Genomic DNA, 14,162 nt, shown 5'->3' on the forward strand with positions numbered 1-14,162 from the left:
CTAGGGGACAAACTTTATGGGTACGCTGTCTTTGTTGTTTTCATGTTGTTTAACACGCTCTAAATACGTATCCCATAAGCTTGTTTGTTCAGCTTGTAATTTAGCAAAATATTGCCAGCTGAACAGCCCGCTGTTATGGCCATCGTCAAACTCTAAACGTAACGCGTAATGCCCTACCGGCGTAATGGTTTTAATGCCCACTGCTTGTTTATTTAGTACTAACTTCATAGGCTCAGATCCATGGCCTTGAACCTCTGCTGAGGGAGAGTGTACCCGTAAAAACTCAGCGCTAAATATAACTTCAGAGTTATCATCAAAATAAACATCTAAATTTTTACTCACACTATGATAGTGCACTTTTGTAACTTGTTTCATCGTCATCTCGCTTACAAAAAAGCCTCCATATTGGAGGCTTTTAGTATAACTGTTTGTGTTTTCAATTAAAGAATAAAACGACTTAAGTCTTCATCTTCAACTAGCGCACCTAAGTGTTTTTCAACGTAGGCGGCATCGATAACAAGGCTTGAACCCGCTTTTTCAGAAGCGTCATATGAAATCTCTTCCATTAGCCTTTCCATAACTGTATGAAGGCGACGCGCACCGATATTTTCGGTTTTTTCGTTTACTTGCCATGCTGCCTTAGCAATACGCTCAATTGCGTCGTCGCTAAATTCAATAGCGACTTGCTCTGTTTTGAGTAGCTCGCGTTGTTGCTCAGTAAGTGACGCGTGTGGCTCAGTTAATATACGTTTAAAGTCATCGGCTGTGAGTGCTTCAAGTTCAACACGAATAGGTAAACGGCCTTGTAACTCAGGGATCATGTCTGATGGTTTAGACATTTGGAATGCGCCTGAGGCAATAAACAACATGTGGTCAGTTTTTACCATGCCGTGCTTAGTATTAACGGTAGAGCCTTCAATAAGCGGAAGTAAATCACGTTGTACACCTTCACGACTTACATCTGGGCCTGAGGCTTCACCACGTTTACAAATTTTGTCTATTTCATCAATAAACACAATGCCGTTTTGCTCTACTGCAAAAATGGCCTGTTCTTTTAATTCTTCAGGATTAACCAGTTTACCGGCTTCTTCTTCAGTAAGTAACTTAAACGCTTCTTTAATTTTAAGCTTACGCTTAGTGCGTTTATCACCACCCATGTTTTGAAACATTCCCTGTAACTGGTTGGTCATTTCTTCCATACCAGGAGGAGCCATAATTTCAATATTAGGTTGAGCTTGGGCTAAATCAATATCAATTTCTTTGTCATCTAATTGGCCTTCGCGTAACTTTTTACGAAACGATTGGCGTGTCGATGAATTTTCATCGCGCTGAACTTCACCGTATTGATCTTTCGCTGGAGGCAGTAATACATCTAATATACGTTCTTCAGCCGCTTCTTCAGCGCGATGTTTGAACTTTTTAGTTTGTTGCTCTCGTGTCATTTTAATTGAAACATCAACTAAATCACGGATGATAGTTTCAACTTCTTTACCGACATAACCTACTTCTGTAAATTTAGTGGCTTCAACTTTAATAAAAGGTGCGTTGGCAAGCTTTGCTAAACGACGAGCAATCTCAGTTTTACCTACACCCGTAGGGCCAATCATTAAGATATTTTTTGGCGTTACTTCTGCGCGTAAGTCTTCGTTTAACTGCATACGGCGCCAGCGATTACGAAGGGCAATAGCAACCGCTTTTTTCGCTTTAGCTTGGCCAATAATATGTTGGTCTAGCTCATGAACAATTTCTCTTGGGGTCATATCAGACATAGCGAGTTCCTATTACAATTCTTCGATAGTTTGGAAGTTATTCGTAAATACACAGATGTTGCCAGCAATTGTTAGACTTTTCTCTACAATTTCACGAGCACTTAAGTCGGTATTTTCTAATAAGGCGGTTGCAGCTGATTGCGCAAAGTTACCGCCGCTGCCAATTGCGATTAGGTCGTTTTCTGGTTGCACCACGTCACCGTTGCCGGTGATAATTAGCGAAGCTGTTTCATCAGCAACAGCAAGTAAAGCTTCAAGTTTACGCAGGGCACGATCGCTACGCCAATCTTTAGCCATTTCTACAGCAGCTTTAGTGAGGTTACCTTGGTGCATTTCTAGTTTGCTTTCAAAACGTTCGAAAAGAGTAAAGGCATCAGCAGTGCCGCCAGCAAACCCAGCGATAACTTTGCCATTATAAAGGCGTCGAACTTTTCGGGCATTGCCCTTCATTACTGTGTTACCAAGAGATACTTGGCCGTCACCACCAATAACAACTTTGTCATCACGGCGTACACTTACGATTGTAGTCATGTTATTCCTCATCATCGCGCTGCAAGAGGCAGCGCGTAAAAAACGATTATGAAGAGGTTATATGGGTGAATGGTTTAAATTCAAGTCCAGCCCCAAATTCCGCAGCCGACAATATTAATTCGTTTAAGTTTGTTCTTGTCACTTTCTGCATGACGCTTGGTTTCATAAGGCCCTAAACGCACTTTGTACCAAATACCATTGCTGCCTGTGGTTTTTTTGATTTCTGAAATTAATCCGGCAAAGGCTATTTTAGCTTTTAAGGTTTCAGCTTGCTGATGGGTTCTAAATGAACCACATTGCATGACATAAGGGCCTTTTTGTTCAAGTTCTTTTACTTCAACCTGAATCTCATGCTCTTTAATTTCTTTAATAAATTTAGGTGGCCGCGGTTTAGCTATTTCTACTTGTTTTTCGGGTGTTGGATTTGCTTGCTTTTCAACAAGCTCTGGATCGGCATTGTTTTTAACAAACCAGAGTCCGTATGCAAAACCACCGATTAGTAACAAGGCAATAATGATTAACAAAAACGGGAAGGGTTTTTTAGCCGGCTCTTGTTTAGTGTTTTTTCTATTTTTTGGTTTTTTATTAATATAATCGTGCTGTGCCATGGTGTTATATGTGGCCTTACCTAAATCATGTCTGTAGGGTCTACGTCTAAACTCCAGCGAACTTTTTGTGCAAGTTTGCTAGTGCTGAGATAATCAACCATTTGCGCGAGATACTGATGTAGTATGCGTCGATCTTGCGCTTGAATATGTAATTGAAAACGATACATTCCCGCAATTTTTTCTAAAGGCGCGGGGATCGGTCCGAGCAATTGTATACCAGATACCCCATTGACAGGAACCAAATCCGTTAGAAAGTCGACGACTTGCTTTATGTTATGCCCTTGTGCGCGAACAATTGCCATACTCGTAATGGGTGGCAACTGTGCATCACTTCGCTCAGTGAGTGCAAAGCGGGCAAAATCTTGATAGCCATTATTAACTAAGTCTTGTAATAGCGGGTGCTCAGGAAAGTGCGTTTGTAATAATACTTCACCGGGTTCGCCAGAACGTCCCGCGCGTCCTGCAACTTGTGTTACTAATTGTGCTAAATGCTCAGTAGCCCTAAAGTCACACGAATACAAACCACTATCGACATCTAAAATAAGTACTAAGCTAACATCAGCAAAATGGTGACCTTTTGCCAGCATTTGCGTACCAACTAAAATACGTGCGCCGCCTTGGTTTATTTCATCCAGTGCTTTTTCAAGGCTACCTTTACGCCGAGTTGAATCACGGTCGATACGGCTGATCGGGGTGTCTGCAAATTCACTACTCAAAAACTCTTCTATTTGCTCGGTGCCCTTGCCGTTAGGAAAGATTTGCGTACTACCACAGTCAGGGCATTGATGTGGTACATGATATTGATCGCCACAATGGTGGCAAATCATTTGGCCTATTGCCTTATGAAAAGTCGCACTGGTGCTGCATCGGCTACATTCACTCAACCAACCACATTCATGACAAATCAAAGTAGGAGAAAACCCACGGCGATTTAAAAATACCATCACCTGCTTTCCCCTATTCAGGTGCTGGCGCATTATTGCAAGACTGGCATGCGCAATACCGGCTCTATCAGGCTGACCTTTCATGTCGAGCAGCTTAAACTGATTATCGGTGGCGGTTTGTGCGCGCTCACTTAATGTAAGCAACTGGTATTTGTTATTAATAGCTTTATGCAGTGTTTCTAGTGCTGGCGTGGCGCTACCTAAAATAAGTGGAATTTGATGCTGATAGGCACGATACGCAGCTAAATCACGGGCATGATAGCGTAAAGTGTCTTGTTGTTTAAATGAGGCATCATGCTCCTCATCAACCACAATCATCCCGAGCTTTAAAAATGGCAGAAAAATACTCGAACGGGTACCTATAACAATGGCGCAACTGCCTTTTTCACAAAAGCGCCATGTTTGCAGACGCTCGTTATCGGTTAATGCCGAGTGCCATAACATAATAGGGGTGTCAGGAAAGCGACGTCTAAAACGATTGACCGTTTGAGGCGTTAGCCCGATTTCAGGAACGAGCACTAACGCCTGTTCGCCACGTTTTAATACTTCTTCTAGGCATTGCAGGTAAACTTCGGTTTTTCCGCTGCCAGTGACACCTTCTAGCAAAAAGCTATTAAACCCCGTACTTTGATTAATTGCAGTGCAGGCAATGGCTTGCTCTTTATTTAAACGGGGTTTGCTGCCAACCGTTGGCGAGGTATGTTGCCATTGATTGTCGTGCTCAATGGTTTGAATTATTAGCTCTTTATCTAAAAGGGTATCAATGGTTTTTTTATTAAACCCGAGGGCTTTGAGTTCGGTTAATGATGATTTACCGGATGCTGATAATTGCTTAAGCAAATTAAGCTGTGTTTTAGCTTTTAAAGACGGTAAAAGTGCCCCCTTTTCGCTTAATGTCACCATGTTTATACTGGTTTTATCAGGGCACTCACCTTGGCGCAGTGCACTGGGCAATGCAATATGAATAGTTTCACCGAGTGGATAGCAATAATAACGCGCTGTAAATTTCAGTAGCTCTAAATGCTGCGCAGATAACACCGGTGAGTCGTCAATAACTTCAATAATAGATTTTATTTTGCCTTCGGGGACTGCTGTTTCCGCTTTTAAGCTAAGAATAACCGCTACTTTACGTTGATTACCAAAAGGGACTAACACGCGCATACCAGGCTGTAATTGAGTCAGCGGTACTAATTGCTCATCCACTTTATAATCAAAGGTGCGAGGCAAGGGGACTTTTATTGCAACTTCAGCAAAACGCATAACAACTCAACCAATTAACGTAATGGTTTAATGTACTAAAAATAGCATTAAAAGCCTACCGACAAATCAGTAATGGATAGGTGTTTGCCGACTTTTTAGCAAAAAGGGTAATTAAAGCTTGTGTGCGTGCGGGTTGTTGGATAAAATTCGCGACCAATAAATTTGTTTTAACGACGTATGGTGCCAGACTTCGGGTTTGGAGAGCGATGCGGCCTTAACTAGAGGTTCCTATGAAAGAAGGTATTCACCCTAAGTACGAAGTAATTTCTGCAACTTGTTCATGCGGAAACAAATTCGAAACTCGTTCTACTCTGTGTAAAGACATTCACTTAGACGTATGTTCTGCGTGTCACCCGTTTTACACTGGTAAGCAAAAGATTTTAGACACTGGCGGCCGTGTTGATCGCTTCAACAAGCGCTTCGGTGCACTTAGCAGCAAAAAATAATTTTTTGTTTCTATGTAAAAAAAAGCACCTTAGGGTGCTTTTTTTGTGGCCAAAATTTACTTTCCTACCTGCTTTCTTAGCAATTTTGTATTTATTTTTTTTGCATAACTATTTCCTGTTCTTATTCTGAGTATGCATAAACATTTGCAGACAAAACAGCCAATATTCTCTATATTTTTATTTGTTAAACTTTAAAGATGGTACTCAAATGCAGGTAACGTGAGGTTATTTGTGTTTAAAGTTAAATAAAATTCGGTATTTCACTATTTTAATTTAAGACTAAAAAATACGCTTTATAAAAATAGAACAAGGGCAAAAAGTACCTGTGTTTTTCATTTTTATGACGAATTTATATTTTAAAAATGTCAGGATAATCTAGGGAAGTTGCTGATAAATCACTTAAAATTAACAGTTCTAGCATATAACAGGATAGACCTGATATTGCTTGGAATTTAAAAATAATAAAGGTATCGTAGATTAAAACTACCTCTCACTTTAACTTAAATTGCAGGATATAATCGCGTTATGTCAGATTTTCGTGAACAAGCACTACATTACCATGCCCATCCCGTTCCAGGTAAAATCAGTATTGAGCTGACCAAGCCCGCTGAGACGGTTAAAGACCTCGCGCTCGCATACAGCCCCGGTGTCGCAGAACCTGTTCGTGAAATTGCCGCTGATCCAGCAAATGCCTACAAATATACTGGTAAAGGAAATATGGTTGCGGTTATTACTAACGGCACCGCAATTTTAGGCTTAGGTAATTTAGGTCCACTGGCTTCAAAACCCGTTATGGAAGGTAAAGCGCTACTATTTAAGCGTTTTGCAGGGTTAGACTCTATAGATATTGAAGTTAAGCACCGTACTACCGAAGACTTTATTAACACGGTGGCTAATATTGCCGACACTTTTGGTGGAATTAATTTAGAAGATATTAAAGCGCCCGAGTGTTTTGAAATAGAAAAAGCGCTTATAGAGCGTTGTAGCATTCCTGTTTTTCATGATGATCAGCATGGTACGGCTATTGTAACGGCTGCGGGTATGCTAAACGCGCTGGAAGTACAGGGCAAAGCAATTGAAGATGCAATTATTGTATGTTTAGGTGCCGGCGCTGCAGCTGTTGCCTGTATGGAGCTTTTAATTAAATGTGGCGCGTTGCGTGAACATATTTATATGTTAGATCGCAAAGGAGTTATTCATACGCGTCGTGATGACTTGAATGAATATAAGCAATTATTTGCAAACAATACCGATAAACGTACTTTACAAGATGTAATTGAAGATGCCGATGTGTTTGTGGGTGTATCGGGCCCTAATTTATTAGCCCCTGAAGATTTAAAATTAATGGCTGATAGACCCGTGGTATTTGCTTGTTCAAACCCCGATCCTGAAATCGATCCGCAATTAGCACACGCTGCACGTAACGATTTAATTATGGCTACAGGTCGCTCTGATTATCCGAATCAAGTTAATAACGTATTGTGTTTTCCGTTTATTTTCCGTGGTGCGTTAGATGTACGTGCCAGTGAAATAAACGACGAGATGAAAATTGCTGCTGTAGAAGCAATTCGTAGTATTGCTAAAGAGCCCGTACCGACTGAAGTGCTTACTGCCGCAGGCATCGACAAATTAGAGTTTGGTGCTAAATATATTATACCAAAACCAATGGATCCACGTTTGTTACCACGTATAGCTAAAGCGGTTGCGCAGGCGGCGGTAGACTCTGGCGTTGCACAAATTGATATGCCAGAAAACTACATGGCGTAATTGTTAAGTATAAATTAGCGCAAAAAAAACCTCAGCATTTGCTGAGGTTTTTTTGTATAAAGACCCTTCTAGTCTTCATTTAAAATAGGCACTTCTAGTCCCATTTCTTGCATTATTTTCTTCACTTCTTCAGGTACTTTTTCTGCGTTATCTTTACGCAAATCATCATCATTAGGCAGCGGTTGCCCGGTAAACGCATGCAAAAACGCTTCGCATAAAAGCTCGCTATTTGTTGCATGACGTAAGTTGTTTATTTGACGACGAGTACGTTCATCAGTTAATACTTTTAATACATTTAGCGGGATCGAAACGGTGATCTTCTTTACTTGTTCGGATTTTTTCCCGTGTTCTGCGTATGGGTGAATATATTCACCATTCCATTTAGCCATAAGATGTATCGTTGCCTCAGATTATAAATTGCTCACACAGCATCAAAGCGTGTAAATATGCGTGAAATTCTATCGGTTTAAAAAAGATAGTCAAATACTAGTTATTTAGCTATCTAGACATTTAAATGTTTTGACATCTTAAATTGCATACGCTACCTTTTAGACGTCTAAACATCCAAATTAGTAAAGGTAGCGAAAATGAGTGAAAAAAATAAGGCAACAATTGCTGTTCGTAGTGGAATAGAAGCCGACAAACAGCATGGTGCGGTTGTTCCACCGCTTTATTTATCAACAACTTACTCATTTGCTGACTTTGATACAAAGCGTCAATATGATTATGGCCGCAGTGGTAACCCTAATCGTGACATTTTGGCTGAGGCGCTCACGGAGCTTGAAGGTGGCGCTAAAGGCATTATTACCGCAACAGGCATGGCAGCCGTTCACCTAACAACACAATTACTTAATAGTGACGATACGTTAGTGATCCCTCATGACTGTTATGGGGGCAGCTATCGCTTATTTACTTCGCTAGAAAAGCGCGGCTTATTAAAACTAGAAGTGGTCGATTTTACCAAAAGCGACAGTTTGACACGCATCCTTGCTATTAAACCTAAGCTGATTTGGATTGAAACACCTAGCAATCCTATTTTACGCTTAACAGATATTAAAGCGGTAACTGATACAGCTAAACAGTGTGGTGCACTGGTTGCCGCCGACAACACATTTTTATCGCCAGCATTACAAAACCCGATTAAGTTTGGCGCTGATATTGTGGTGCACTCAACCACAAAATATATCAATGGCCATTCAGACGTTGTTGGTGGCGCGGTTATCGCAGCGACTGCTGAGTTAGGTGAAGAGTTAGCGTGGTGGGCAAATAACATTGGCATCACCGGCGCGCCATTTGATAGCTATTTAACGCTCAGAGGCTTACGTACTTTAAACGTGCGTTTAAGGCAACACCAAGAAAATGCACTCGCCATTGCACAGTATTTAGAACGCTCCCAGTTTGTTGCCCAAGTTTACTACCCAGGTCTTGAATCACACCCTCAACATGCGCTAGCTAAGGCGCAGCAGCTTGGCTTTGGTGCTATGGTTAGCTTTGATATAAAAGGCGATATAAACGATGCTGCAGCGTTTTTAACGCGCTTAAATGAATTTAGCTTAGCGGAATCATTAGGTGGAGTAGAAAGTTTGATTTGTCACCCTGCGACTATGACCCACGCCGGCATGGACGCAACCGCGCGTGCAGAAGCCGGAGTAGGCGACACGCTTATTCGTATCTCGGTGGGTATTGAAGATGTAAATGATTTACTCGCTGACTTAGACAGGGTATTTAATTTGGTGCGCCCAGGGCAAGCCAATCCCGGCCTATCGGCAAAAAGTGGTGCTAGTGAATCATTTGGTTCAGCAAAGTTAAACGCGGCGAATCCGGCGTTATGGTAGTGCATACCAATCTTCAAAATACAAAACATAAATGCGAGTCGGTATTAATATGGTAAATCAGGTTCATAAATTTGGTGGTTCGAGTTTAAGCTCAGCGGATCGCTTTAAAAGTGTCGCAAATATTATTTTAACTCACGCTCAAGCTGGGGATTGTGTGGTGGTATCGGCTGCCGGTAAAACCACCGATACCTTAGTTAAACTGTGGCAAAGCTACCAACAGCAAGACACTCAAGCTATTGCTGATATTGTATTGCTATTGAGCAACCATCAAATAGCTCTAATTGAGCAATTATTAATAGCTAACGCTAAGCACCATGCGCTTGATTTACTTGAAACTGAGCTCAGTATTATTACCAAGCAGGCTAAGCAAGGGACATTAGCTGAAGCTGCGTTATTAGCACATGGTGAATTGTGGTCTGCAAGGTTACTAAGCGCTTACTTAGAACAGCTTAACGTTAGCGCTTGTGCCCATGACGCTAGGCAGTTATTTACGTTAGATACCGGACAGCTGCAGCATGCTAATAATCAGCAGCAGTGCTTAAAAGCCATACAGACGAGTAAAATTAATGTAGTTACGGGGTTTATTGCGGCTGATTTACATGGTGAAACAGTGACCTTAGGGCGAAATGGCAGTGATTACAGTGCCACTTTATTAGCGCGGTATTGCAATGCTAAAAAAGTCTCTATTTGGACTGACACTCAAGGTGTTTTTAGTACTGATCCGCGTAAGGTTGCTAATGCGGTTAAGTATGCGCGAGTGTGCCGTGATCAAGCGAATTTATTAGCGAGGTTAGGTAATCCAGTATTACACGCTAAAACATTATCGCCATTAAAAGATACCGATATAGAATTAGTTGTTCGCAGTAGTTACGATCCTCAAGGCAGTCATACCGAAATAGTTAAACTAGGAATGAGTAAACAAAAACGCTTTTTAACCACAGTAAATAATGTGGATTTACTCATTGTTGATGATCTGAGTGAAGGCGAAGTAGCACATGTTAGCCAACTTATTCAGCATAGTTTGCATCACTTTGAACACGAAGGCGAAATCTACTTACTAGTCCCTGCGTCAGCGACACATCAGGTGGCTAATTATTTTGCTGGCCGCGCCAATATTAGTGAGTCAAACTTAAATGGGGTGGCGATTATTGCACCTGATCAAGAGGTAGCGCCGCTTGGTAAGCAAAGTGAAGCCTTATTACAAACACAATCTATCCAGCCTCGGTTTACCCATTACGGTGAGGGATATACGTTACTATTAACCGATCAAGTACTTGAAAGTGATGTGCTGAGCCTATTACATGACAAGCTCATTAATAAAGCACAAGAAATAGCTTTAATTATTGCAGGACTTGGTAATGTAGGTGCTGAGTTTATGCGCCAATTACCTGCTCAACTAGCACGCTTATCAACTGATTTTAACGTCAAGTTAGTAGCGCTTTTACGCTCAGAGCAGATGCTGGTGAATGCTAATGGATTAGACTGTGAAAGCTGGCAACTTCAATGGGAAAACCATGCAAGCTCCTATAAACAAGCCGATTTATTGTCATACATAGATACTCTTGAGTATGAACATAAAATAGTGATCGACATTACCGCCAGTGAACATTTTAGTCAGCTTTATAGTAAGTTAGTTGAATTAAACTGCCATCTAATTAGTGCTAATAAATACGCGGGAACCGCATCGCTTTCGTGGTATCAAACACTACGTGAAAGCCTTGCTCAACGTGGCTTACATTGGCGTTATAATGCAAGTGTAGGGGCCGGACTACCGATTAATTTTGCCTTGGCTGATTTACAAAATAGTGGCGATAAAATAACGCGAATAGAAGGCGTGTTTTCAGGCACGCTGTCATGGTTATGCAGTATGTATGATGGCAGTAAAGCGTTTTCAGATTTAGTTCTAGAAGCGCAAGCTTTGGGGTTCACAGAGCCGGATCCTCGAGAAGACTTATCTGGACGAGATATGCAACGTAAGTTGCTTATTTTAGCGCGTGAATTAGGTATTGAATTGGAACTTGATGACATTTCTTTATCCGCTTTGATGCCCGATGAGTTAAGTGCTGGCAGCTGGAATAACTTTATTGATAATAAGGATCGTTTAGATGCATTTATTGAGCAGCATGCGCAAGCGGCTCAGCAACAAAATGCTGCACTGTGCTACACCGGGTTATTAGAGTTTGAAAACAACACGTTAAACGCTAAGGTAGGGATTACCTATGTACCAAAAAGCGAAGCGGTTGCGAATTTGACCCCTGGCGATAATATTTTTGTGATTAATACCCAGTGGTATAAGCAAAACGCATTAGTGATACAAGGCCCCGGAGCGGGTAAAGAAGTGACTGCTGCTGGCGTTCACTCTGACTTATACTGGTTGGTACAAAATATTAGTTAGACCATCAAAAAGGCCGCTAATTTGCGGCCTTTTTACTGTTCGCTATATTTAAAATAGCTCTTCTTCAGTTTTAGTGTTTTCTTCAAATATATCATTTGGTTGTGATAACACATACTTGGTAGGAGCGGTGCCTTTTTCAAAGTATTCAAAACGGCTGGTGTAATCGTTTTTATGACTTAATAATCCGGTTTCTAAATCAATACGAATAGAAACTAAGCCTTCAGGTGGTTCGATGGGCGCAGCAGGTTTGCCATCCAGTGCGGCGCGCATAAAATCAACCCATGCAGGCTGAGCTGTTTTTGCGCCTGACTCAGCACCTGATATTTGACCACTTCCTAAGTTGTTATTGTAGGTTGAGCGTCCCAGCGTATTACCTGGGTTATCAAAGCCAACCCAAACTGATGTCATCACATCGCGGTTAAAGCCACTAAACCAAGTATCTACAGAATCATTAGTCGTGCCTGTTTTACCAGAAAGATCGCGACGTTTTAGCGCTTGTGCACGCCAGCCTGTTCCACTCCAACCGGTTTTATGTGACCAGCTACCGCCACCCCAAATAGCACTATTCATTGCGCTGGCAATTAAAAATGCATTTTGTTTAGAGATGATCTGCGGCGCACAATTTGGTGCTACTTGCTCACCTAGCATTAGCGAGCTAGGTGTTGTCGTTTCATCATCACAAATAATGGTGGGATTGGTTTTAAATAACGTATTACCCATTGCATCTTGGATTTGTGAAATAAAGTACGGCTCAATTAGGTGACCGCCATTAGCAAAAGCACTCATCCCGCGTGCTAATTCAAGCGGCGTAATGGATGCACTGCCTAATGCCAGTGACTCACTACGATTTATATCTTTATCGTCAAAACCAAATTTTAATAAATGATCGGCTGTTCTTTGCAGTCCAACGCCCCTTAATAAGCGTACGGAAATTACATTCTTAGATTGGGCTAAAGCACGACGAATGCGAATTGGACCATTATAAATAGCTGGGCTGTTTTTTGGTCGCCATGCAACGCCTTGGCTCTTATCCCATTGATTTATAGGAGCATCATTTAAAATTGACGCTAGTGTGTAGCCTTTTTCAAGCGCAGCTGAATATATAAACGGCTTAATATTTGAGCCTACTTGGCGTTTAGCTTGTACAGCTCGGTTATATTGGCTTTGTTCAAAACTATATCCACCAACAATGGCTTTTATGCGCCCGTCTTGTGGGTCTAAAGAAACAATGGCGCTCGCCGCTTCAGGTATTTGACTTAAAATATAGCTATTATCGTCATTTTTGCGAAGCCATATTTGCATGCCTGGAGTTAATATATCGCTTGCTGTTTCAGGCGCAAAGCTTTGGCGATAGCGTGTAATAAACTTACGTGCCCATTTTAGGTTATCCCAAGTAAGGGTTGTGCGCTCGCCGCTTTTAAGTATAACTTCAGCGCTTTTATCGCTCACGCTTAACACCGCAGCCGTTTTTAAAGGGCCAAATTCATTAACAGTTTTTAAAGTGTTTAATAATTTCGACTGCGTTAATGGCGGCTCTGTTTGCGGATCCCACAATATGGCTTCAGGGCCTCTAAAACCATGGCGCATATCGTAGGCATGTAGGTTATTAACTAGAGCTGTTTGTGCTGCTTTTTGAACATCTGATTCAACAGAGGTATACACTTTAAACCCTGAGTTATAGGCTTTATCTATACCGTAGCGTGACACCATTTCTGCTCGTACCATTTCTGAAATGTACGGCGCATATAAGTCAATTTCAGCTCCATGAAAATACGCGGTAATTGGTTGGTTAGTGGCTTCGTTATACTGCGCTCTTGAAATATACTTCTCTTCAAGCATTCTTCCTAACACCACATTTCTTCTTGCTTTAGCACGTTCTGGATTACGAATAGGATTAAGTGCCGAAGGAGCTTTTGGTAAACCAGCAATCATTGCCATTTGCGCAAGAGTTAACTCTTTTAGTTCTTTACCATAATAAACTTGCGCCGCAGCACCAATACCAAAGGCACGATTTCCTAATTCTATTTTATTTAGGTAAAGCTCAAATATTTCATCTTTTGAGAGGAGGTTTTCGATATGAATGGCAATAAATATTTCTTTTACTTTACGAATGTAGGCTTTTTCTCGTGTTAAAAAGAAGTTACGAGCTAATTGCATGGTAATAGTACTGGCACCTTGCTTTTTCTCACCAGTAGAAATAAGTACTAGCGCTGAGCGCACAATACCAATTGGATCAATACCGATATGATCGTAAAAGCGGTTATCTTCAGTTGCCAAAAAAGCCTGCAATAAAGGCTGGGGAATTTGGTCTATAGTTACAGGGATCCGTCTTTTTTCACCAAATTGGTTGATTAAAAGCCCATCTTTAGTAAATACTTGCATAGGCGTTTGTAATTGCACGTTTTTTAAAACTTGCACGCTGGGAATATCGGATTTAACGTAGTAATAAAGGCTGAGCAATGTAATTAGTGCAAGTAATGCACAAATGATCAAAAATTGTAAAGTTCTTTTTAATAAAATCACTGATATTTCCCTAAACGGACTCCCAATTACAGGTTGAGACTGCTAGTATATATTGATTAAAAATTGAATAATATTTTTTAAGAT

Annotated in this window: 11 protein-coding genes; 4 read left to right on the forward strand and 7 right to left on the reverse strand. The window is 41.1% G+C overall.

The features are described 5' to 3' along the window. The 5 genes from L641_RS0113110 to priA form a co-directional block, all read right to left on the reverse strand. Entirely contained in the window at positions 1 to 375 is a 375-nt protein-coding gene (locus L641_RS0113110; protein WP_008115008.1) for a gamma-butyrobetaine hydroxylase-like domain-containing protein, read from the reverse strand. A gap of 65 nt (positions 376 to 440) precedes the next feature. Then, positions 441 to 1,769, reverse strand: a complete 1,329-nt coding sequence (gene hslU, locus L641_RS0113115; RefSeq protein ID WP_013463899.1) for an HslU--HslV peptidase ATPase subunit — start codon at positions 1,767 to 1,769, stop codon at positions 441 to 443. A gap of 12 nt (positions 1,770 to 1,781) precedes the next feature. Next, complete coding sequence (gene hslV, locus L641_RS0113120) at positions 1,782 to 2,300, reverse strand: ATP-dependent protease subunit HslV (RefSeq protein WP_008115012.1); 519 nt, start codon at positions 2,298 to 2,300, stop codon at positions 1,782 to 1,784. 80 nt (positions 2,301 to 2,380) lie between these two features. After that, positions 2,381 to 2,908 (reverse strand): SPOR domain-containing protein, encoded by a 528-nt coding sequence (locus L641_RS0113125; RefSeq protein WP_008115014.1) that lies wholly within the window; start codon positions 2,906 to 2,908, stop codon positions 2,381 to 2,383. Positions 2,909 to 2,928: 20 nt separating this feature from the next. Beyond that, positions 2,929 to 5,112, reverse strand: coding sequence for a primosomal protein N' (gene priA, locus L641_RS0113130; protein ID WP_024602143.1), 2,184 nt, complete (start codon positions 5,110 to 5,112; stop codon positions 2,929 to 2,931). A 230-nt stretch (positions 5,113 to 5,342) separates the two neighbouring features. On the opposite strand from priA, the gene rpmE reads away from it, so the two are divergent. Both rpmE and L641_RS0113140 read left to right on the forward strand, forming a co-directional pair. Then, the gene (gene rpmE, locus L641_RS0113135; protein WP_008115018.1) at positions 5,343 to 5,558 is read left to right on the forward strand and encodes a 50S ribosomal protein L31; all 216 of its coding nucleotides are present in this window, start codon (positions 5,343 to 5,345) and stop codon (positions 5,556 to 5,558) included. Between the two features lie 525 nt (positions 5,559 to 6,083). Next, positions 6,084 to 7,325: a malic enzyme-like NAD(P)-binding protein gene (locus tag L641_RS0113140; RefSeq protein WP_013463901.1), complete on the forward strand. Its 1,242-nt coding sequence runs from the start codon at positions 6,084 to 6,086 to the stop codon at positions 7,323 to 7,325. 68 nt (positions 7,326 to 7,393) lie between these two features. Here the strand turns inward: L641_RS0113140 and metJ are convergent, their stop codons facing one another. Beyond that, the gene (gene metJ / locus L641_RS0113145; protein WP_008115021.1) at positions 7,394 to 7,714 is read right to left on the reverse strand and encodes a met regulon transcriptional regulator MetJ; all 321 of its coding nucleotides are present in this window, start codon (positions 7,712 to 7,714) and stop codon (positions 7,394 to 7,396) included. Positions 7,715 to 7,912: 198 nt separating this feature from the next. On the opposite strand from metJ, the gene metB reads away from it, so the two are divergent. Continuing rightward, positions 7,913 to 9,160 (forward strand): cystathionine gamma-synthase, encoded by a 1,248-nt coding sequence (metB, locus tag L641_RS0113150; protein ID WP_024602144.1) that lies wholly within the window; start codon positions 7,913 to 7,915, stop codon positions 9,158 to 9,160. Between the two features lie 49 nt (positions 9,161 to 9,209). Then, positions 9,210 to 11,555 carry a bifunctional aspartate kinase/homoserine dehydrogenase II gene (metL, locus tag L641_RS0113155; protein WP_024602145.1) on the forward strand — a complete coding sequence of 782 codons (2,346 nt, stop codon included), beginning with the start codon at positions 9,210 to 9,212 and terminating at the stop codon, positions 11,553 to 11,555. A gap of 48 nt (positions 11,556 to 11,603) precedes the next feature. Here metL and L641_RS0113160 read toward each other — a convergent pair whose 3' ends face one another. Further along, complete coding sequence (locus L641_RS0113160) at positions 11,604 to 14,078, reverse strand: penicillin-binding protein 1A (protein WP_024602146.1); 2,475 nt, start codon at positions 14,076 to 14,078, stop codon at positions 11,604 to 11,606. Between the last annotated feature and the right edge of the window lie 84 nt (positions 14,079 to 14,162).

This window comes from Pseudoalteromonas sp. TB41 (genome assembly GCF_000497975.1).
Taxonomy (GTDB): Bacteria; Pseudomonadota; Gammaproteobacteria; order Enterobacterales; family Alteromonadaceae; genus Pseudoalteromonas; species Pseudoalteromonas tetraodonis.